This is a genomic window from Streptomyces yokosukanensis (genome assembly GCF_001514035.1).
Taxonomy (GTDB): domain Bacteria; phylum Actinomycetota; class Actinomycetes; order Streptomycetales; family Streptomycetaceae; genus Streptomyces; species Streptomyces yokosukanensis.
Window position 1 is genome coordinate 3,126 of the sequence record NZ_KQ948250.1, and the last position, 21,819, is coordinate 24,944.

Genomic DNA, 21,819 nt, shown 5'->3' on the forward strand with positions numbered 1-21,819 from the left:
GGGCCGTCTGCTGAACCTGGGCAACGCCACCGGCCACCCCTCCTTCGTGATGTCCAACTCCTTCGCGGACCAGACGCTCGCCCAGATCGAGCTGTTCACGAAGCCCGACGAGTACCCGACGGGTGTCTATGTGCTGCCCAAGCACCTGGACGAGAAGGTCGCCCGTCTCCACCTGGACTCCCTCGGCGTCAAGCTGACGACGCTGCGTCCGGAGCAGGCGTCGTACATCGGTGTCGAGGTGGACGGCCCGTACAAGTCGGACCACTACCGCTACTGAACGACCGAGCCGGCCGGACGCGGCGACCGCTGCGTCCGGCCGTGTCCGGCGCGGCGGCTACAGGGCCGCCTCCAGCGCCAGGCAGGTCTCGTAGTCCGGCAGGATGCCCGCCTCCAGCGCCTGGGCCAGGGTGGGGGCCGCGACATCGCGCTCGGACAGGATCGGCTCGACGCCGTCGAGCATGACGGGCAGTCCGAGCGCCGGGTCCAGCGGGGAGACGGCCAGCTCGTTCTCCGCCACGTACGGCCCGGACATGAGGTACACCATCGTGGTGTCGTCCTCGAGCGCGACGAACACATGGCCCACGCCGACCGGCAGATAGGTGGACCGGAAAGTGTCCTGGCCGAGCTGGACCGTGTCCCACCGGCCGAAGGTGGGTGAGCCCACCCGGAGGTCGACGACGAAGTCGAGCGCCCGGCCCCGCCCGCAGTAGACGTGCTTGGCCATGCCCGGCGGCGTGGAGGTGAAGTGCACACCGCGCACCACACCACGGCGCGAGTGGCTCTGACAGGTCTGGAAGACGGGGAAGGCGTGCCCGGTCGCCCGGGCGAACAGCGGTTGCTGGTACGTGGTCACGAACAGGCCGCGCCCGTCGGGGAACACCTTGGGGGTGAACTCGTAGGCGCCTTCGACGGCGAGTTCCCGGACGGTCGTGGGCGCGGTCGCGCCGGTCTGTCGAGTCGTCATCACAGAAGCCCGCGGTCCCCTCACTCGCCCCACTTCATGTAGATGACCGGCGGCTCACGGCCGGGCAGCTGGCGCAGCGGCGCGCAGTCCAGGCCGAAGACCTCCCGCAGCGCCGTGGTCTCACCGGGCCACTTGGGGTGGGCCAGCTCGTCGAACGCGAGGATGCTCCCCTTGGTCAGATGCGGCCGGATCACCTCCAGCAGTTCCTTGGTCGGCTGGTAGAGGTCCAGGTCGAAGTAGGCCATGGCGATGACCGTCTCAGGGTTGTCCCGCAGGTACTGCGGGACGGTTTCGCGCACATCGCCCTGGACCACGAACGAGCGCTGGGTGTGCCCGAAGGGCTCGGAGGCCTCGTGGGCCGCCAGGACCTCGCGCAGATGACCGACCTCGTTGTCCGGCACCGCGAAACGACCGGGGTGGGCACTGGTGCTGACCTTGTCCACGTCCTTGATGTCGTCGGGGAAGCCGGTGAAGGTGTCGAAGCCGATGATGCGCCGCAGGGAGTTGTACGGCTCGTAGATGCTGCGCAGTGCCGTGAGCGTGGCCAGGTGACGGCCGTGCAGCACACCGAACTCCATGACGACGCCCGGGATCTCGGGCAGCATCCGGTACAGCGCGTCCATGGCGAGCAGGTCGGCGAGCTGATGGCGGCGCAGGTACACCGGCAGGTTGTCGATCAGGTACTGGGGCGGGATGGGGCTGTCGACGAGGAGCTTCGTGAGCCGCTCACGCACATCGCGTTCCTGCTCGGACTCGTGGGGAACGATGCGCGGGTCGGTGAAGCCGTCCTTGGCCATGAGGGGCTGGTCCTTTCGCCGGTGGGACAGAAAACCCGGAGCGTTGTCACCTGGTCGGGGAGCGGATCCGCTGGTCTGCCGGGCCGGAACGGCTGCACGGCCTCACGGGAGGTGAGCGGGAGGCGGCAGTTCAGCCACGGGCGCGGGGGACGATCGCGCAGGGGCGGCGGTGCCGTACGACACCGCCGCCCGCTCCGCGTACGGCCGTCCCCTCAGGTGATCGCCTCGGGGATCGTCTCATGGGGTGCTGCGACGGGGCAGCCGGATCAGTCGCGGATGGAGCCGTTCTCCAGGCGTACTGTGCGTCCGGTGAACCGCCTTTCGAGCATGCGGTCGTGGGAGACGACGACCAGGGGCCCCCGATAGTGCGACAAGGCCTCCTCCAGGTCTTCCACCAGCGCCGGTGACAGATGGTTCGTCGGTTCGTCGAGCACCAGCAGATCCACCGGGTCGTGCAGGAGCCGGGCCAGGGCGAGCCGCCGGCGCTGGCCGACGGACAGTCGGCCGACCGCGGTGGCCAGATCCGACGGCCTGAAGAGCCCCAGACCCAGGAGTGCCCCGCGATGCGCCTCGAGATCGCCGGGCAGGCCTTCGCGGAACGCGTCCAGCAGGCTGAGTCCGGGTGCGGTGACCGGTGTCTCCTGGGGCAGCCAGCCGGTGCCCGCCGGACGCGTGCTCGTACCTCGGTCCGGTTCCAGGTCGCCGACCAGCACCCGTAGCAGGGTGCTCTTGCCGGCACCGTTGGGGCCGGTGATCAGCACACGCTCTCCCGGGCCCACCTCGAAGTCCGGCACGTGGAGCCGGTCCGCCACCTCGACCTGGTGCAGCCCGGCGACCACCGAGGTGCCCAGGGCGTCGCCCCCCTTGATCCGGGGTGTGAAGCGCATCGGCTTCGGTGGCCGGGGGACCGGGTTCTCCTCCAGCCGCCGCAGGCGCTCCTTGGCGTTGCGCACCCGGGCGGAGATCTGCTTCTCCACGCTGCGCTGGTGACGGCCGTTCGTCCGGTCGGTGTTGCCCCGTGGTCCGGCGGCCGCGTGGTCCGCCGCGGCGCGCGCAAGTTCGCGCTGGCGGGCCAGATCCTCCTTCCATTCCTGGTGCTGTTGCTCCCGGCGCAGCCGCAGGGCCGCCTTGGCCTTCACATAGCCGGCGTAGCCGCCGCCGTGCCGGTGGACCGTGTGCCGTTCGGTGTCCATGTCCCACAGGGCCGTGGCCACCTGCTCCAGGAAGACACGGTCGTGGGAGACGACCACGATGCTGCCGCGGTGGGAGCGCAGATGTTCCTCCAGCCATTCGAGCGCGGCCCGGTCCAGGTGGTTGGTGGGCTCGTCGAGCAGCATCAGCTGCGGTGCGGCGGCGAGCACACAGGCCAGGCCCAGCCGGGCCTGCTCGCCGCCGGACAGGCTGGCCAGCCGCCGGGTGGTGTCGACGGACGCCAGGCCCAGACCGTGCAGGGCGGCCTGCACCCGGGCGTCGGCCGCGTAGCCGTCCCGGGCCTCGAAGGCTTCCATGAGATCGCCGTACTCGGCCAGCAGGGCGGTGAGTTCGTCGCCGTCCGCCTCGGCCATGGCCGTCTCGCAGCGGCGCAGCTCGTGCTCCAGCGCCCGCAGCTCGGCGAGGGCGTGGTCGATGGCGTCCCGCACCGTGTCGTCGGGTGCCAGCTCGGGGGTCTGCGGGAGGTAGCCGGTACCGCCCGGAGCCCGCACCAGCACCCGGCCTCCGTCGGGCTCGTCCAGTTTGGCGATCAGGCGCAGCAGGGTGGACTTGCCCGAGCCGTTCTCCCCGATGACGCCGATGCGTTCGCCGAGGGCCACGGACTGGTGCACGCCGTCCAGCAGACGGCGGGTGCCCCGGGCGTGCTGGATGTCGTCGAGGACCACCTGGAAACCGCCCGCCGAGGGTGCGCCGGGATCCGGTCGCCGCTCCTCGACGAGGGAGGTGCCCGCACCCGAGGAGGCGGACGGCAGAAGGCTGTTCGTGGCAGAGAAGGAGTTGTGCATGGATTCGCACGCCGTTTCATCCGTGGGTCAGAAAAGGGTCGACCGAGGGCGAGCACTGCTCGAACGGGTGCCGGAGACAGGCATGACCGCATGGCGCAGGACAGAAGGCTGTCGTGAAAGACCAGTGCGGCGCTTGAAAGGTGGTGGAACAGACCGCTGGAGGAGCGGCACACACACCGTGCCCGTGGCGCCCGGAGCCGGAAGTGCTCGCGGGCGACGTCAGATGAAGTAGAAGCCGGCGGCGGCGAAAATGGAAATCACGCACAAAACTTTAGCAGAGGTTTTCGAGCGTGTGGGGTGAAGTGTGGGGCGGAATCGGCCAAGTGTCGATGATTTTCGGCACCCGCGGCGGACGGTGACGGTCCGCACTTCTCCGGAAACGGAAGGAGTGGTTAGTGTCGGCGCCATGCACTTCACCCAGATCTACGGCTGACGCGGGCCGAGCCGCGCCCCCCGACCGTTCGATACGCCGTAGCACTGAAATGAGCGAACTCCTATGTCTCGTCGTCACATCGCGATGATCGGCAGTCCCATCGTCAGTCATGTCCTGCCCGGCCTCGAGGTCATCCGTGAACTCGTGGCGCGGGGGCATCGGGTGACGTACGTGTCCGCCCCGAACACGGCCGATCTGATCCAGCCCACCGGTGCCGAGTTCGTCCCCTGCGCCACCACTCTGCCCGTAGCCGACAACAACTGGCCGCACGACCCGATCGCGGCCGCGTCCCTCTTCCTCGACGACGCGATGCAGGTGCTTCCCCAGCTGCACGCCCACTACGACGAGGATCCCGCCGACCTCTACCTCTACGACATCGGGTCCTACGCCGGCCGCGCGCTCGCCGAGGCGCAAGGCCGCCCGCTCGTGCAGCTGTCCCCGAGCTATGTGGCCTGGAGGGGCTACCAGGAGGAGGTCGCGGAGCAGCTGAAGAAGCTGCCGGGCGCCGACGCCTACCAGCAGAGGTTCGCCTCCTGGCTGGCCGGGTGCGGAGCGACCACGCTGGACGTGGACGCCTTCAGCGGCATGCCCGCCCGGACCATCGCGATGATCACCAAGGCCATGCAGCCCAACGCCGACCGGGTGGACACCGACGTCGTGACCTTCGTGGGCCCCTGTCTCGGGGACCGCTCCGAACAGGGCGGCTGGACCCGGCCGCCGGGTGCCGAGAAGGTGCTGCTGGTCTCCCTCGGCTCCGCCTACACGTTGCAGCCGGAGTTCTACCGCCAGTGCCTGGCGGCCTTCGGCGGCCTGGCCGGCTGGCACGTGGTCCTCCAGATCGGCAAGTACACGGATGCCGGGGAACTGGGGGAGATCCCGTCCAACGTCGAGGTGCACGACTGGGTGCCCCAGCTGGCGATCCTGGAACAGGCCGACGCCTTCGTCACCCACGCCGGCATGGGCGGGAGCAGCGAGGGGCTCTACACGGGCGTGCCGATGATCGCCGTGCCGCAGGGCGCCGAGCAGTTCGGCAACGCCGACCAACTCGTCAAGCTCGGCGTGGCCCGGCGCATCGACACCGGCGACGCCACCGCCGACACTCTGCGCACGGCGCTGCTGGAGCTCACCGCCGACCCGGAGGTCCGGCGCCGCTCCGAGGTGTTGCGCGCCGAGCTGCGGGCCGAGGGCGGGACCGAGCGTGCCGCCGACCTCATCGAGGCTGCCCTGGACTAGGTCCGACAGGACCCAGGGCGAGGAGCTGGAGGGCGACGGTGGACAGGGTACGGATGGGCGTGCTGGGCTGCGCGGACATCGCCTGGCGGCGCATGCTGCCCGCGCTCGCCGGACATCCCTGCATCGAGGTGGTCGCGATCGGGAGCCGGGACGCGGCCAAGGCCGCGGCGTTCGCCCGGCGGTTCGGCGGTGATCCGGTGACCGGCTACGAGGCCGTGCTCGACCGGCCCGACCTCGACGCCGTCTACGTCCCGCTGCCACCCGCGCTCAACGCCGAGTGGACACGGCGGGCGCTGGAGGCGGACAAGCACGTCCTGTGCGAGAAGCCGCTGACGGTCACCGCACGGCAGGCGTCGGCGCTGCGGGAACTCGCCCGTGCCCGCGGCCGGGCCCTGTTCGAGAACTACATGTTCCTCTGCCATCCCCAGCACCGGGTGGTCGCCGATCTGCTCGCCGCCGGACGGATAGGGGAAGTCCGTTCCCTGGCCGCCGAGTTCACCATCCCGGGCAAACCGGCGGACGACATCCGCCACCGCCGTGACCTGGGCGGTGGCGCGCTCACCGGCGTCGGCGTCTATCCGCTGCGCACCGCCTTGCGCTACCTCGGCCCCGTGCTTCAGGTGGCCGGCGCCCATCTGAAGCCGGACCGGCGCACCGGCGTCGACACCGGCGGGGCGGCGCTGCTCACGGCGCCCGACGGCGCCGTGGCGCACATCGGGTTCGGACTGGAACATGCCTACCGCTGCCGGTACGAACTGACCGGATCCGAGGGGCGCATCATCGTGCCCAGGGCCTACACACCGCCCGCGGACCACACCGCGGTCGTCCACCTCGAACGGGACGGATCCCGCGAGGAGTTCCTCGTGCCCCCGCAGGACCAGTTCCGCTCCGTCGTGACGGATTTCGTCGAGGGCATCCGCTCGGGCGCACCGTCCCCGCTCACGGGCCGGGCACTGACGGACCAGGCCGGGCTGGTCGAGGACCTGTACGCCGCCGCGCGGCGCGGGAACTGAGCAACCGGCCGCTCAGCGCTGCAGCGCCCGGCGCCGGGCGACGGCCGCCACGACGTCGTCGACGGCCCGGCGCAGTGGAACCTCGGGTCGCCATCCCGTCATGTCCCGAAAGACCGAGGAGTCGACGTCCAGGTCGCGGAAGTCGCCGGTCTCGGCGTACTCGGGGGGAGCCACCGACAGCACCGGCACCGGCGGGCGTCCGGTGCGACGGGCCGCGCTGTCGGCGATGGCCCGGAACAGCTCGCCGAGTGCGACGACGTGCCCGCCCACCGCACAGACACGCCCGTCGAGGTCCGCCGCGTGGTCCAGCGCGGTGACGAAGGCGCGGGCCGCGTCGGTCACATCCAGGAACTCGCGCCGCACGGTGCCGTCGTGCCACAGGGTGAGGGCCTCGCCCGACAGGGCCCGGTCGGCCATCGACGGCGTCGCCCCCGCACTGCTGCCGACCGTGGTGGGCAGGCGCAGCGCGAAGCCCCGGACGGTGCCCCGGGCCGTGGCGTCGAGCAGGAGCCGCTCCGCGGCGGCCTTCTGCCGGGCGTAGGCGCTGCGTTGGGGGCCGCCGTCCGCCGCCTGATTGGTGCTGGCCAGGACGACGGTGGGGCCAGGGCTCCCGTCGGGTGCCGCCTGGCACCGCGCGATCACCTCACGCACCAGGTCCACGTTCACCCGCTCCGTCTGCGGGTCCGAGGCCGCGGACCGCCACGAGCCCTGGCCCGCCATGCGGGCGACCAGGTGGATCACCACGTCGGCGCCGCGGACGGCCTCGGCGACGGCGCCCCTTTCGGTGAGGTCGGCCCGCATCACCTCCGTGGCTGCCCGGCCGCCGGCCGGCACGGTGAACGGGCCGCGCGCCACGGCGCGCAGCCGTATCGGACGGTGGGAGATCTCCCGCACCACGGCCGAACCGATGTACCCGGAGGCGCCCAGGACGACGACCAGGGGGCGGCGGGATGTCTCCCGCCCCGTGCCGCAGGAAGAGTGACCGGTCATTGCTGTTGCCTCTTTTCGTGATGGGGTGCCGCCGCCCCGCGCCCTCGAGGGGTACTCGTCCCCGGATCCAGGGGGGATCGGCCCGCATGTGCAGGTCCCGGGCACCGCGGCAGAATCACCGACTGTCCGTCCATTGCCATCGGTTCCTGAGGAGTTGGCATATGCGTGTGCTCATCGCGGCTTTCGCGCACACCTCGCATTTTCATGGCCTTGTGCCGCTCGCGGGGGCCCTGCGTGCCGCGGGACATGATGTGCGCGTGGCCAGCCAGCCCGGTTTCGTGGACTCGATCACCGGCGCCGGGCTCACTGCCGTACCGGTGGGAGAGGACCACCGGTTGCTCGAGGCGATGCAGCAGAAGGGCGCGGAGATCCAGCGGTACTCCGCGAACATCGACCTGTCCCACCCGGAAGTTTTCGACTGGGACTACGTGTTCAATCTGTTCGACTTGTCCGTTCCCTATTTCTACTCGGTGATCAACGACGAGTCGTTCGTCCGGGAACTGGTCGGGTACGCCCGTCAGTGGCAGCCGGACCTGGTGCTGTGGGAGCCGTACACGTTCGCCGGCGCGATCGCCGCCCGGGCGTGCGGCGCCGCCCATGCCCGGCTCATGGGCGCGAGCGACCTGAACGCCTACTTCCGCAGGGCGTTCCTCGAGCGCCTTCGCGAACGGCCCGCCGGGCAGCGCCCCGACCCGCTGCGCGACTGGCTCGCCGGGGCCGCCGAGCAGTACGGGGTGGCCTACGACGAGGAGCTGGTGGTCGGCCAGTGGACCGTCGACATGCTGCCGGAGCGGTTCCGGCTCGATCTGTCGCTGCCGACGGTGCCCGTGCGGTACGTGCCCTACAACGGCCGGACCGTCGTCCCGGACTGGCTGAAGACCGCCGCGACCCGGCGGCGTGTGTGTCTGACGACCGGGTCCACGGGGACCAGCTTCACCGCCGACCCGGCGGTCTTCCACCGTTACCTCCAGGTGCTCGCGCAGATCGACGCGGAGATCGTCGTCACTACCGACGCCGCCGCTCTGCGGGAGGTGGGCCCCTTGCCCAAGAACGTCCGGGCCGTCGGCTTCGCCCCCCTGGACGTGCTGCTGGAGAGCTGCTCGGCCGTGATCCACCACGGCGGCTTCGGCACCTGGTCCACTGCCCTGTACCACGGGGTGCCGCAGGTCATGGTGCCGCATGTGTGGGACACACTCCTGCGGGCGCAGCAGACGGCGGCCGAGGGCGCGGGCCTGTACCTGCGAGAGGGTGCGGTCAGTGCCGAGGGACTGCGGGACAGCGTGGCCCGGGTGCTCGCCGAACCCTCGTTCCTGAACCAGGCCCGCCGGCTGCGGGACGAGGCCCGCGCCGAGAGCAGCCCGCAGGACGTGGTTCCCGTCCTGGAGGAACTCACCGGCAGGCACCGGGACGTGCGCACGGCCGCGAGCACCGCGCAGGTCCCCGTGGCGTGAGACGCCCTCGAGCGCGCCGGGCCGGCGGTGCAGGGGCCCGCCGTCGAGGCGTTCTCACGCTTCGCCGGCCTGGCGCAGCAGGCCCCGGTGCGCTTCCCAGCCGTCGGCGACGTCCTGTTCCATCTGGTTCAGCCGGGCGGTCACGGCCTGGTCGAAACCGTCGAGGAAGTATTCGTCGCCGGGTCGCGGCTCGATGTGCGGATTCCTCTCGACGAACTCGCGGACCACGTCGTCCAGGCTCCGGGTCGGGGTGACGCGTCCGGCGATGTAGCGGTGCGCGCCGGCCAGTTCGGGGAACCCCGCCTCGCGGTAGAGGTAGACATCGCCCAGCAGGTCGACCTGGACCGCGATCTGCGGGTGCGCCGAGCCGCGCATGGTCCCCGGGGTGATGCGCAGCAACTCGGCGTCCACACCGCTGCGCAGGCTCTCCAGCGCGTACCCGAGATCGACGTGCAGTGCGGGGGTCCGCTCCCGGGCGTACGCGGTGAAGTCCTGGAGCGCGTCGCGCAGCCGGGCCCGTTCGTCGGCCGCGAGCCGGCCGTCGTCCCGGCCGCTGTAGTCCTCGCGCACCGTCACGAAGTCCAGGGGCCGGTCGGGGGAGTGCTCGTTCAGCTCGGCCACGAAGTCCACGAGGTCCATGAGCCGGTCGGCCCGGCCCGGCAGGATGATGTAGTTGAGGCCGAGCCGCGTCGGGGCCTGCCGCTCGGCCCGCTGCGCCATGAAGGAGCCCAGGTTGGCCCGGACCCGCCCGAAGGCGCGCGGTTTGGTCGTGGTGGCCTCGTACTCGGCGTCGTTCAGGCCGTACAGCGAGGTGCGGATCGCGTGCAGCGACCACAGTCCCGGCTGGCGTTCAAGTGTCCTCTCGGTGAGCGCGTAGGCGTTGGTGTAGAGCGTCATGTCGAGCCCGCGTCGGCCGCCGCGAGCCGCCAGTTCCCCGAGCTGCGGGTTGGTGAGCGGTTCGAGGCCGCCGGAGAAGTAGACCGTCGAGGGCTGTGTGTCGGGTACCTCGTCGATGACGGACGCGAGCAGGGCGTTGCCCGCCTCGAGCGCGGAGGCGTCGTAGCGCGCACCGGTGACGCGGACACAGAAGTGGCAACGGAACATACAGGTCGGCCCGGGGTAGATGCCGACGCTGTAGGGGAACGCCGGGCGCCGGCGCACCACCGCGTCGAGCGCGCCCGACCGTTCCAGCGGCAGGATCGTGTTGGTCCAGTACTTTCCCTCCGGCCCCCGCTGGACGGCCGTGGCCAGCTCGGGTATGCGGTCGAAGAGGTCGAGCAGTGCGGCGAAGGCGGGCCGGTCCACGCCCAGCAGACGGCGAGCCTGCTCCAGGGAGGTGAACGGACGGGTGCCGTAGCGCACTGCCAGGTCGACGAGGTGCTCCGCCCGCTCCTTCGCCCCGTCGCCGGTGTCGCCGAGGTGTGCGAGGCGGGTGCGCAGTGCGCCGATCGCCGCGGCCCGGTCACTGCCGGGGCGTGCCACGTCTTCGATCGCCTGCGCGGGCGCTGCCGCTTGGACGGTGTCCACGAGAACTGTTACCTCCGGGTCGGGCTTCGGACGGATGGCGCTCATGCCGGCACTGCCTGTGCCCACATCGCGTCGATCTGCTCCCCGCGCTCCGCGGCGAGTCGGACGATGCTGCACACCCGGCGGATGTCCTCGAAGGACACCGACGGTCCGGTGGGAAGCGCGAGGACCCGCTCGGACAGCCGCTCGGTGTGCTCGAGGCGGAGCGGGGGATCGGTCCGGTAGACGGGCATCAGATGGCAGGGGGGCGAGAAGTACAGCCGGGGGAAGACCTTTTCGGCCTGCAGCAGGGTCCGCAGCCGGTCGCGGTGCAGACCGGTGACGGCACGGTCCGTCAGCAGGATCACGTACTGGTGGTTGTTGCGTTCGCGCTCGTCGAAGGGCAGTACCTCGATGCCGGGGACCCCGTGGAGTTCCGACCGGTAGAGGGCGTGGTTGTCGCGGTTGCGCTCGCGCGTCTCCTCGAAGGCGTCCAGCGAGGTGAGGCCCATGGCGGCGGAGGCCTCGCTCATCTTGGCGTTCATGCCGACGGCGGTCACGGACTTGTTCCGGTCGATGCCGAAGTTGCGCAGGGCCACGAGCCGTTCGGCCAGTTCGCCGTCGTCGGTGGTCACCGCTCCGCCCTCGAAGGCCATCACCGTCTTGGTGGCGTGGAAGCTGAACACCTCCGCGTCTCCGAAGCCGCCGATCGAACGGCCGCCGAAGGTGCAGCCGAAGGCGTGGGCCGCGTCGAAGAACAGTTTCACGCCGTGCTCGGCGGCCAGCATCTCCAGCTCGGCCACCGGTGCCGCCCGCCCCCACAGGTGTACGCCGAGGATGGCTCCGGTGGCGGGGGTGATCAGCTCCTCGACCCGCGCGGGATCGAGGCAGCCGGTGACCGGGTCGACGTCGCAGAACACCGGCTCAAGACCCACCCAGCTCGCCGCGTGGGGAGTCGCCGCGAAGGTCAGCGAGGGCATGATGACCTGTCCGGTGACGCCCGAGGCCCGGAGCACCAGCTGCAGCGCCGCGGTGGCGTTGCAGGTGGCCACGGCGTGCCGCACCCCTGTGATGTCGGCGATGCGGCCCTCCAGCTCCGTGGCCAGCGGGCCGCCGTTGGTCAGCCACTCGTTGTCCAGGGCCCATTCGAGGCGGGCGAGGAACCGTGCCCGGTCGCCGACGGTGGGCATGCCCACGAGGAGCGGGCGCAGGAATGCCGCCGGACCGCCGAAGACCGCGAGATCGGTGAGGGCACGCTTCATGGCTCACCGCCAGGAGACGGGCAGTTCGACCGGGCCCCGCATGAAGACATGACGCCATGTCAACTCACTGGTGGGAACGGCCAGTTCCAGCTCTGGGAAGTGCTTCAGGAGGACTTCGAAGGTGATTTCCGCCTCGGCGCGGGCCAGAGCGGCGCCGAGGCAGTAGTGGATGCCGTGGCCGAAGGTGAGGTGGCTGCCGTCGTTGCGGTCGACCCGGAAGGCCTGAGGGTCCTCGAACCGCGCCGGATCCCGGTTGGCGGCGGCCAGGTTGATCAGGACGGTGCTGTGCGCGTCGATGGACACCCCGCCGATCTCCAGGGGCTCCAGGCTGTGCCGGCTCGTCATCTCGATGGGCGCCATGTAGCGCAGCATCTCCTCCACGGCGGAGCCCGTCAGACCGCTGTCCGCGCGGAGCCGGGCGAGCTGGTCGGGGTGGGTCAGCAGGAGGAAGGCGCCCGTGCCGAGCACGTTCACCGTGGTCTCGATCCCCGCGACGAGCAGGAGGAACACTGTGGAGACCAGTTCGTCCTCGGACAGGTGGTCCCCGGAGTCGCGCAGGTCGACCAGGGCCGACAGCAGGTCCTCTCCCGGCTCGTCGCGCCGACGGCGGATCAGCGACCGGACGCACTCGAAGAGGCTGCGGTACGAGACGGCGTTGCGCTCCGCGAACGCCGGATCGCTCTCGACGACGTGCTGCGACCAGGTCTGGAAGTCCGCGCGGTCCTCCTCGGGCACGCCGAGCAGTTCGCACATGACGGTGAGCGGGAGCGGGCGGGCGAGCGCGCTCACCAGGTCCCCGCCGCCGGTGGCGGCGAACTTCTCCAGCAGGTCCTCGGCGATCTCCTGGATCCGCGGCCGCAGCGCGTTGATGCGCCGCATGGTGAATTCCTTGGTGACGAGCTTGCGCAGCCGCCCGTGGTCCGGCTCGTCGCTGCGGAACATGTTCCGCTGGAAGTACTCGACCAGGTCGCTCGGGATGCCCGTGGCCGCCGCGAGGTCGATGTCCGACTGCTTGGTGGGGTCGTTGCTCAGCCGGGGGTCGCTCAGCGCGGCCCGTACGTCCTCGTAGCGGTTCACGAGCCAGACGAAGGAGCCGTCGTAGAAACGCACCTTGGTGACCGGACGCTGCTCGAGGATGTCCCGGTAGGTCGCGTACTGGTCGGTGTGGAAGAGCTCGCTGCTCAGATCCAGAACCTCGGGCAGTTGCGGCTGGTTCATGGTGTCCTTTCACCGGTGAGGGGTTCAGATCGCTCGGCGGCGCGGGGCGGCGCAGGCTGGGTGCGGCGAGTCGCCCGAGGGCGGCTCCAGCGGCGCATGGCGGGCTGCTCGACGGCGGTGTGCAGGAGCCAGGCGGCGGCCCAGCAGACGAAGAACAGCACGACCGCCACGCCGATGAGCCCGAGCAGGCCCGGCCGGAAGTCGTCCGGCAGCAGCGCGGTGAAGCAGGCCGTCAGGATCATGTGGTGCACGAGGTAGAAGGCGAAGGAGAGTTCGCCGAGTCGCACCACGCGTGGGTGGCGTGTCAGGGAAGGCAGGTTCTGCCGGTCCCGGGAGGCGGCGGTGGGGATGAGCACGGCCAGCGGGACGACGGTGGCGCTCACCATCGCCCACAGGTGGGGCGCCTTGGTGACCATCGTCGTGACCCCGGCCACCGCGTAGCCGGCGCAGCACAGGACGGCGGCGAGCCGGACGCTGACGAGAGGCCACATCCCGTTGCGGACCAGGAGGGCGAGCACGATGCCCAGCGCGAACTCCAGCAGCCGCACCGGAGGAGCCGTGTAGACGAGCCAGAACTGCGTGAGGCTGTAGCCCGCCAGCGGCAGGGGCTTGCCGGGCAGCAGGCCGGCCAGATGGGGAACGGCCATGATCAGGGCGGTGAGGATGCCCGCGGCCGGCCACAGCCGGTTCCGCGGCAGTCGGCGCAGCCCCCGGTACAGGAACGGGAACAGCAGGTAGAAGAACAGCTCGCAGGCGAGGGTCCATGAGATCGGGTTGACCGTGGCGGTGAGCACCATGTGGGGCGCCCACGCCTGCACGAGGAAGAGGGCGGCGGTGGTGGTCGCCACGGACACGACGGTGCCGGTGCAAAGGGCCAGGACGAGACCGGCCGACCACGTCACGACGTGGCTGGGGTAGATCTTCACCACCCGTCGCCGCCAGAAGCGCCGGACGGTGTCACCCGGCCGTGCCGCGTACGTCAGGACGAACCCGCTGAGGACGAAGAAGAAGGAGACGCCGACCGGTCCGGCAGGCAGCAGGAAATAGGCCAGGTCGCGCGAGGCGGTGTCGGCCTGCGGGCTGAACTGGCTGAGCGCGTGGCAGACGAACACCAGGAAAGCGGCGAAGAACCTCAGGCCGGTCAGCGACGACAGCCGTTCGGCCTGGCTTCCCCGGTTGTCGGGCGCGTCGACGGGGGAGGGCTTGGGAGATTTTTCCGCAGGTAGCAAGGCTCACTGGCCCTTCTGTCGGTTGCCGCTGTCCAGGGAGTCCAGACCACTGACTGAATTACGGTAGGGGAAATCTTCCGGGCATCAGTTGAATCCGACTAAAGGGCAGCTTGAGGATTGATATACCGGCCGCTGGAACCATCAGTTCCGGCGCTGTGAGGTGCCTGTGACCTGCTGATTCTATGGAATGTATCGGATCGGTCAAGTGAGAATCAATTGGCTCAAGAGGGGGTTGGTGTACGTTGAACTGACCACTGACCAACGGTAGTCGACCGTTTATGGTTTGCGGGGTCTATTGTGGTCGGTATTTCCTGAGGCCATGTTTTGCACAGGCCCGCTCCCTGGTGACGCGCGGACGACTAGGAGTCAGGTGTGAACGGCAGCCCCCCGCAGGGTGAGAACACTTCCGCATCTGCTTCAGGTGCGGCCCGGCCGTGGGTTTTGTCGGCAGCGGACAATCGCGCCCTGCGGGCGTGGGCGCGTCAACTGCTGAGCTACCTCCAGGCGCGTCCCGACACCGGCGTCGACGCATTCGGTGCCGTACTCGCCCGCGAGGACCGGCGCCTGCCGCAGCGCGCGGTGATCGTCGGCTCCTCCCGCGAGGAACTCCTCGACGGCCTGGCCGCGGTCGCCGACGACTGCCCGCATGCGGCGGTCGCGCGCGGAACCGCCGCCGCCACGGCACCCGTCACCTTCGTCTTCCCGGGCCAGGGCTCCCAGTGGCCCGGGATGGCCAGGCAACTCGTCGACGAGTCCCCGGTGTTCGCGGACGCGATCGAGCGGTGTGCGGAGGTCTTCGCCGCCGAGTCCGGCTGGTCCCTGACCGAAGCCCTGGAGACCGCCGCCGCCCCGGGCACCACCCCCCGGGTCGAGGTCGTGCAGCCCGCCCTGTTCGCGGTGAGCGCCGCCCTCACCGAACTGTGGCGCTCCTTCGGCGTCGAGCCCGACGCCGTCGTGGGACACAGCATGGGCGACCTCGCCGCCGCCCACGCCGCCAAAAGCGTCGGGATCCAGGACGGCGCCCGCGCGGTGGCCCTGTGGAGCAGGGAACTCATGCCCCTCGTCGGCAAGGGGGACATGGCGTCGGTGGCTCTGCCCGCCGACGACATCGCTCCGCGGCTGGCCCCCTTCGGCCAGGACCTCGTCGTGGCCGGCGTCAACGGCCCCCGCTCGGTGCTGCTGGCCGGAGCCACCGACGCGATCGGGCGCTGTGTCGCGGAGCTGACCGCCGAAGGGGTCCGCGCCCAGGTGATCGGCGTCTCGATGGCCGCGCACTCCCCGCAGATGGACGACGTCGTGGGCGGACTGCGCGCGGCGCTCGACTGGTTCACGCCGGGTGCCGGAGCCGTCCCCTTCTACTCCAGCCTCACCGGCGCCGTCCTCGACACCCGCGCACTGACCGCGGACCACTGGTGTGCGAACTTCCGCGGCCGCGTGGAGTTCGAGCGCTCGGTGCGGGCCTGCGCCCGCGACCGGGCGGGCGTGTTCGTCGAACTGAGCCCGCACCCTGTCCTCGCGGGCGCCGTGCGGCAGACGCTCGACGCGGTGGGCGCCACCTGCCCGGTGCTCCCCACGCTGCAGCGCGGCCAGGGCGGTCTGCGGCGCTTTCTGACCGCGGCGGCGGAGGCGTACACCCACGGGGTCGAGGTCGACTGGACGGCCGCCTTCCCCGGCGTCGAGCCGGTCCTGCCCGCCGACCTGCCAGACCTTCCGCCCGCCGGCTCGGACCCCGGTGCACCGACCGCCGACCCCTCCCGGCCGGGGCTCTTCCCCCCGGGAACACCGGACCACGAGACACGGCAGCGACTGGCCCGCCTCGTGCACACCGAGACCGCCGCCGTGACCGGCACCGGGGCGCAGGCCGCGGACGGCACACGGACCTTCGCCGAACTCGGGCTCGACTCCGTCCTCGCCGTGCAACTGCGTGACCGCCTCGCGGCGGCCCTCGGCCGGGACATCGCCATCGCCACGCTCTTCGACCACCCCACCCCGCAGGCCCTCACCGACGCGCTGTACGACCGGCTGCACCCTCGCGCGCACGCCGGCGGACCGGGCGCGGCGCAGGCCCCCGGGCCGCGGGAGCCGGGCGCCGACCGCGTGGCGGACGAGCCGATCGCCGTCGTCGCCATGGCCCTGCGGCTGCCCGGTGGGGTGCGCACCCCCGAGCAGTTCTGGGACCTGCTCGCGGGCGGGCACGACGCCGTGACAGGCCTTCCCACGGACCGCGGCTGGGACCTGGAGGCACTCTTCCCACCGGACCCGGCACGCCCCGGCGCGGTGCGCCAGCGCTCCGGCGGATTCCTGCACGACGTCGCCGACTTCGACGCGGACTTCTTCGGCATCTCGCCGCGCGAGGCACTGGCCATGGACCCGCAGCAGCGGCTCCTTCTGGAGGTCAGCTGGGAAGCGCTCGAACGGGCCGGTATCTCTCCCGAGACGGTGCGCGGCACGTCCACCGGAGTGTTCACCGGCGTCATCGCGCAGGAGTACGGCCCGCGCCTCGCCGACGCAGGTGAGGACGTCGGCGGCTATCTGGTGACCGGCACCACCACCAGCGTCGCCTCCGGCCGGATCGCCTACACCCTGGGCCTCGAAGGACCGGCCGTCACCGTGGACACGGCCTGCTCGTCCTCCCTCGTCGCCCTCCAGCTCGCCTGCCGCTCCCTGCGCGCCGGCGAGACGGACCTGGCTCTGGCCGGCGGCGCGACAGCGATGCCGACGCCCGGCATGCTCGTCGACTTCAGCAGGCTCGGAGCGCTCGCCCCCGACGGCCGGTGCAAGGCGTTCTCCGCCGACGCCGACGGCTTCGGGATGGCGGAGGGCGCCGGAGTGCTCCTGCTGGAGCGGCTCGGCGACGCCCGGCGCCAGGGCCATCGCGTCCTGGGCCTGATCCGTGCGGTGGCGGTCAACCAGGACGGCGCGAGCAACGGACTGTCCGCGCCCAACGGCCGGGCCCAGGCACGGGTGATCCGGCAGGCGCTCGCCGAGGCCGGACTGTCCGCGGCCGACGTGGACGCGGTCGAGGCCCACGGCACCGGAACCCGGCTCGGCGACCCGATCGAGGCCCAGGCCGTGATCGACGCGTACGGGACGGGCCGCCCCGCCGACCGCCCGCTGTGGCTGGGCTCGGTGAAGTCCAACGTCGGGCACACCCAGGCCGCCGCCGGCGTGACGGGCGTCATCAAGATGCTGCTCGCGATGGAGCACGGCACGCTGCCGCGGACCCTGCACGCCGACCGCCCCTCCACGGAGGTGGACTGGTCCCAGGGCGAGGTACGGCTGCTGAACGAACCGGTCGCATGGCCCGACGGGGCACGCCCCCGCCGGGCGGGCGTGTCCTCCTTCGGCATCAGCGGCACCAACGCCCACGCCGTCGTCGAGGCGGCGCCCGAGGAGACCGGACCGGCAGGCGACCCGAGCGCCGGGCCGGACCGGCGGCGCGCCCGCGCGCGCACGCCGTGGGCCGTGGCGCCGTGGGTCGTGTCCGCGCACAGCGAGACCGCGCTGCGGGCCCAGGCGGGCCGCCTCGCCGCGCACCTGCGCGAGCGGCCCGAACACACCGCCACGGACGTGGCCTTCTCGCTGGCCACCACCCGGGCGGCGGCACGCCACCGGGCGGCGTTCGTGCCGGACGGGCACGCCGGAGCGCTGGACGTGCTGCAGGCGCTGGCCGAGGGCGGCACCGAGGGAGCCGTCGTGGGCACGGCCCGGCCGCAGTCCTCGCCCGTCTTCGTCTTCCCCGGCCAGGGCTGGCAGTGGGCCGGCATGGCGGTGGGGCTCTACGACACCTCACCGGTGTTCGCACGCGCCATGGACGAGTGCGCCGCGGCCCTGGAGCCGCATCTGGACTTCCTTCTCCTGCCCTTCCTGCGTGCGGAGGCCACCGCCGCGGCCGACCGGTCCGACACCGAACTCTCCACCGACCGTGTCGACGTGGTGCAGCCCGCCCTGTTCGCGGTGATGGTGTCGCTGGCGGCGCTGTGGCGGGCGCACGGCGTCGAACCGGCCGCGGTGATCGGGCACTCCCAGGGGGAGATCGCGGCCGCCTGTGTCGCCGGCGCCCTGTCGCTCGACGACGCGGCCCGGCTGGTGGCCGTCCGCAGCCGCGTCATCGCCGGGCTGCGCGGACACGGCGGCATGGTCGCGGTCGCCACCACCGCCGCCGAACTGAGCCGCCGACTGGAGCGCTACGACGGCCGGTTGGAGACCGCCGCGCTGAACGGGCCGCGCTCGGTGGTCGTGGCCGGGCCGGACGAGGACCTCGCCCATCTCGTTGCCGCCCTCGACGCCGACGGAGTACGGGCCAGGTGCCTGCCCGTCGACTACGCCTCGCACACCGCGCACATGCAGGACGCCCGCGCCGCCCTGCACGAGGAGCTGGGGGACATCGTGCCGCTGCCCGGCGCGGTGCCCTTCTTCTCCACGGTGACCGGCGACTGGGCGGACCCGGCGTCGCTCGACGGCAGCTACTGGTTCCGCAACCTCCGGCAGACCGTACGGTTCGAACCGGCCGTACGGGCGCTCACGGAACAGGGACACCGGGCCTTCATCGAGCTGAGCGCCCACCCGGTGCTCACCACCGCCATCGAGGAGACCGGGCACGAGGCCGGTGCGGACCTGGTCACGATCGGGACGCTGCGCCGCGGTCACGGGGGATCGGAGGACTTCGCCCGCGCCCTGGCGGCGGCATGGACCGCGGGCGTACCCGTGCGCTGGGAGTCGGTCTTCCTCGGCGTCCCCGCACGCCCGGTGCCGCTGCCCACTGCGCCGTTCCAGCGGGAGCGCTTCTGGTGGGAGGCCGCGCCGGACACCGCCGCCGTACCCGGCGGGGCGGAGCACGACGTGGCCGACGCCCTGCGCTACCGCGTCGACTGGCAGCGGGTGCCCGCTCCGGAACCCTCCGCGGCGGGCCCGCGCAACTGGCTCGTCGTCCGCTACGACGGGGCCGCGGACCCTGCCGCGCAGGCGGCGCGCGCCTGCCTCGAAGCGGCCGGCGCGACCGTCTCGGACCTCGTGGTCGCCGCCGAGTCGACGCAACCGGAACTGGTGCGGGCCCTGCGGCACGCCGCCGAGGGCGCGGACCGCATCGGGGTGTTGTCCCTGCTGGCCGTGGACGAACGGGGCGAGGACGCCGGCACGCCCCTCGGCCTGCCCTCGCTCGGCGGCACCGTCGTCCTCGCCCAGGCCTTCGCCGACTCCGCTCTGGACGGCTCCCTGTGGTGCCTCACCGAAGACGTCCAGGTCACCACGGTCGACGAGCGCCCGGGCGACCCCGCGCGGGAGGCCCTGTGGGGTCTGGGGCGCGTCATCGCCCTCGAACACCCCGACCTCTGGGGCGGTTTGATCGACGTGCCCGCCGGATCCACGGCCGAGATCACCCGCACGCTCGCCGGCGTGCTGACCGGCGACAGCGGTGAGGACCAGCTCGCCCTGCGGGCGGAGGGGGTGTTCGCGCGCCGCTGGAAGCGGGCCGCGCCCCGGCCCCGCACCACGCCGCGCACCTGGGAGCCCACCGGTACGGCGCTGGTCACCGGCGGCACCGGAGGCATCGGCCGCCATGTCGCCCGGTGGCTCGCGCACCGCGGCGCCCCGCACATCCTCCTCACCAGCCGCAGCGGCCCCGACGCCCCGGGAGCCGACGAGCTGGCCGCCGAACTGCGCGCGCTCGGCTCCTCGGTGACCCTCACGGCCTGCGACGTCACCGACCGCGAGGCGCTGCGCTCACTCCTTGCGGGCCTGCCCGCGGACCAGCCGCTCACCTCGGTGTTCCACACCGCGGCCACGCTGGACGACGGCACCCTCGACACCCTGACCGGCGAGCGGATCGAACAGGCCGGCCGCGCCAAGGCCCTGGGCGCCAGGCACTTGCACGAACTCACCGCGGACACACCCCTGACCGCGTTCGTCCTGTTCTCCTCGTTCGCCTCCGCGTTCGGCGCCCCGGGCCTGGGCTGCTACGCCCCGGGCAACGCCTACCTCGACGGCCTGGCCCGGCAGCGGCGCGCCGACGGGCTGCCCGCGACCTCCGTGGCCTGGGGCACCTGGGCCGGCAGCGGCATGGCGGAGGGCCCCGTGGCGGAGCGCTTCCGTCGGCACGGCGTCGTCGAGATGGCCGCGGAAGAGGCCCTCGACGCCCTTCGCACGGCACTGGACCGGGCGGAGGTCTGCCCGCTGATCATCGGGATCGAGTGGGAGCGTTTCCTGCTCGCGTACACCGCGCAGCGGCCCACCCGGCTGTTCGACGCGCTGCCCGAGGCCCGGGACGCACAGGCGGCGCTGCGCCGTGAACACGGCCCGGCCGGGACCCCGCTCGGCGGCCTGGCGGACCTGCCCGCCACCGAGCGCGGCCGCGCGCTGCTGGACCTGGTGCGCCAGCACGCCGCCTCGGTGCTCGGGCACCGGGACCCGGAACGGATCGCCCCGGAGCGGGCGTTCCTTGAACTCGGCTTCGACTCGCTGGCCTCGGTGGAACTGCGCAACCGGCTCACGGCCGCGACCGGACTGCGCCTGCCCACGACCCTGGTGTACGACCACCCGCACGCCCGGTCCGTCGCCCTGCGCCTCGAGGCCGAACTCGTCGGCGGGGTGCGGTCCGAGCCGGGGCCCGGGCCGGGCGTCGGCGCCGGGCCCGGCGCCGGCGTGGACGATCCGATCGCCGTCGTGGGCATGGCCTGCCGCTTCCCCGGCGGCATCGGCTCCCCGGAGGACCTGTGGGAGTTCCTCGCCGCCGGCCGCGACGCGGCCGGCGCGGCCCCGGACGACCGGGGCTGGGAGCGGCGCACGGCGCCGGGCAGCGGTTCCGGTCGCGCCCTGGGCAACTTCCTCGACGACGCGGGGGGCTTCGACGCGGCGTTCTTCGGGATCTCCCCGCGCGAGGCGCTGGCGATGGACCCGCAGCAGCGCCAGGTCCTCGAAGTCTCCTGGGAGGCGTTCGAACGGGCGGGCATCCGGCCGCAGACCCTGCGCGGCAGTGACACCGGGGTGTTCGTCGGCATGTCGCACCAGGGGTACGCGGCCGGACCGGTGGAAGGCCGGGACGAGGTCGAGGGGTATCTGCTCACCGGCAACACCGCCTCCGTCGCCTCGGGTCGGGTGGCGTACGCGCTGGGGCTCGAGGGGCCTGCGCTGACGGTGGACACGGCGTGCTCGTCGTCGTTGGTGGCGCTGCATCTGGCGACGCGGTCGCTGCGGGCGGGCGAGTGCTCCCTGGCGGTGGCCGGCGGGGTCTCGGTGATGGCGGGCCCGGAGGTGTTCACGGAGTTCTCCCGGCAGGGCGCGCTGGCCGCCGACGGACGCTGCAAGGCTTACGCCGAGGACGCCGACGGCTTCGGAATGGGCGAGGGCGTGGGTCTGGTGGTGCTGGAGCGGCTGTCGGACGCCCGGCGGCTCGGGCATCAGGTGCTGGCCGTGGTGCGGGGCTCTGCGATCAACCAGGACGGTGCCAGCAACGGGCTGTCCGCTCCCAGCGGCCCCGCGCAGCAGCGGGTGGTCCGGCAGGCGCTTGCCGATGCCCGTCTGACACCGGATCAGGTGGATGTGGTGGAGGGGCATGGGACGGGGACGGTGCTGGGTGACCCGATCGAGGTGCAGGCGCTGTTGTCGACGTACGGGCAGGAGCGTGGTGCGGGTGGGGAGCCGTTGTGGCTGGGTTCGTTGAAGTCGAACATCGGGCATGCGCAGGCTGCTGCGGGTGTGGCTGGTGTGATCAAGATGGTGTTGGCGTTGG

General features: G+C 72.1%; 13 protein-coding genes. 5 read left to right on the forward strand and 8 right to left on the reverse strand.

The window, feature by feature from the left end:
- A partial coding sequence (locus AQI95_RS43230) for an adenosylhomocysteinase (RefSeq protein ID WP_208614420.1) occupies nt 1-277 on the forward strand: 277 nt, incomplete at its 5' end.
- Nucleotides 278-334: 57 nt separating this feature from the next.
- Here the strand turns inward: AQI95_RS43230 and AQI95_RS43235 are convergent.
- The 3 genes from AQI95_RS43235 to AQI95_RS43245 form a co-directional block, all read right to left on the reverse strand.
- The gene (locus AQI95_RS43235; protein ID WP_067136897.1) at nt 335-964 is read right to left on the reverse strand and encodes a dTDP-4-dehydrorhamnose 3,5-epimerase family protein; all 630 of its coding nucleotides are present in this window, start codon (nt 962-964) and stop codon (nt 335-337) included.
- Nucleotides 965-984: 20 nt separating this feature from the next.
- Nucleotides 985-1,761 (reverse strand): class I SAM-dependent methyltransferase, encoded by a 777-nt coding sequence (locus tag AQI95_RS43240; RefSeq protein ID WP_067136899.1) that lies wholly within the window; start codon nt 1,759-1,761, stop codon nt 985-987.
- Between the two features lie 266 nt (nt 1,762-2,027).
- Nucleotides 2,028-3,758: a TlrC/CarA/OleB/SrmB family ABC-F type ribosomal protection protein gene (locus tag AQI95_RS43245; RefSeq protein ID WP_079071988.1), complete on the reverse strand. Its 1,731-nt coding sequence runs from the start codon at nt 3,756-3,758 to the stop codon at nt 2,028-2,030.
- A 496-nt stretch (nt 3,759-4,254) separates the two neighbouring features.
- Here AQI95_RS43245 and AQI95_RS43250 point away from each other — a divergent pair, with 496 nt between their 5' ends.
- Nucleotides 4,255-5,424 carry a macrolide family glycosyltransferase gene (locus AQI95_RS43250; RefSeq protein WP_244189100.1) on the forward strand — a complete coding sequence of 390 codons (1,170 nt, stop codon included), beginning with the start codon at nt 4,255-4,257 and terminating at the stop codon, nt 5,422-5,424.
- A gap of 38 nt (nt 5,425-5,462) precedes the next feature.
- The gene (locus AQI95_RS43255) at nt 5,463-6,437 is read left to right on the forward strand and encodes a Gfo/Idh/MocA family protein (protein ID WP_244189101.1); all 975 of its coding nucleotides are present in this window, start codon (nt 5,463-5,465) and stop codon (nt 6,435-6,437) included.
- A gap of 12 nt (nt 6,438-6,449) precedes the next feature.
- On the opposite strand, the gene AQI95_RS43260 is transcribed toward AQI95_RS43255, so the two are convergent.
- A complete protein-coding gene (locus AQI95_RS43260) occupies nt 6,450-7,427 on the reverse strand; it encodes an NAD-dependent epimerase/dehydratase family protein (RefSeq protein ID WP_067136905.1) in 978 nt (325 codons plus the stop codon).
- A gap of 161 nt (nt 7,428-7,588) precedes the next feature.
- Between AQI95_RS43260 and AQI95_RS43265 the strand changes: the two genes are divergently transcribed.
- Nucleotides 7,589-8,878: an activator-dependent family glycosyltransferase gene (locus AQI95_RS43265; RefSeq protein WP_067136906.1), complete on the forward strand. Its 1,290-nt coding sequence runs from the start codon at nt 7,589-7,591 to the stop codon at nt 8,876-8,878.
- Nucleotides 8,879-8,932: 54 nt separating this feature from the next.
- Here the strand turns inward: AQI95_RS43265 and desII are convergent, their stop codons facing one another.
- The 4 genes from desII to AQI95_RS43285 are packed head-to-tail and all read right to left on the reverse strand — an operon-like array spanning nt 8,933 to nt 14,093.
- The gene (gene desII / locus AQI95_RS43270; RefSeq protein ID WP_208614421.1) at nt 8,933-10,450 is read right to left on the reverse strand and encodes a dTDP-4-amino-4,6-dideoxy-D-glucose ammonia-lyase; all 1,518 of its coding nucleotides are present in this window, start codon (nt 10,448-10,450) and stop codon (nt 8,933-8,935) included.
- Nucleotides 10,447-11,646: a dTDP-4-dehydro-6-deoxyglucose aminotransferase gene (locus AQI95_RS43275; protein ID WP_067136910.1), complete on the reverse strand. Its 1,200-nt coding sequence runs from the start codon at nt 11,644-11,646 to the stop codon at nt 10,447-10,449. The genes desII and AQI95_RS43275 overlap by 4 nt, the downstream gene beginning before the upstream one ends.
- A gap of 3 nt (nt 11,647-11,649) precedes the next feature.
- Nucleotides 11,650-12,864, reverse strand: a complete 1,215-nt coding sequence (locus tag AQI95_RS43280; protein ID WP_067136912.1) for a cytochrome P450 family protein — start codon at nt 12,862-12,864, stop codon at nt 11,650-11,652.
- Nucleotides 12,861-14,093, reverse strand: coding sequence for an acyltransferase family protein (locus AQI95_RS43285; RefSeq protein WP_067136914.1), 1,233 nt, complete (start codon nt 14,091-14,093; stop codon nt 12,861-12,863). The genes AQI95_RS43280 and AQI95_RS43285 overlap by 4 nt, the downstream gene beginning before the upstream one ends.
- A 441-nt stretch (nt 14,094-14,534) precedes the next feature.
- Here AQI95_RS43285 and AQI95_RS49670 point away from each other — a divergent pair.
- Nucleotides 14,535-21,819 (forward strand): type I polyketide synthase (locus AQI95_RS49670; protein WP_279617064.1); only part of this gene is annotated, 7,285 nt, incomplete at its 3' end.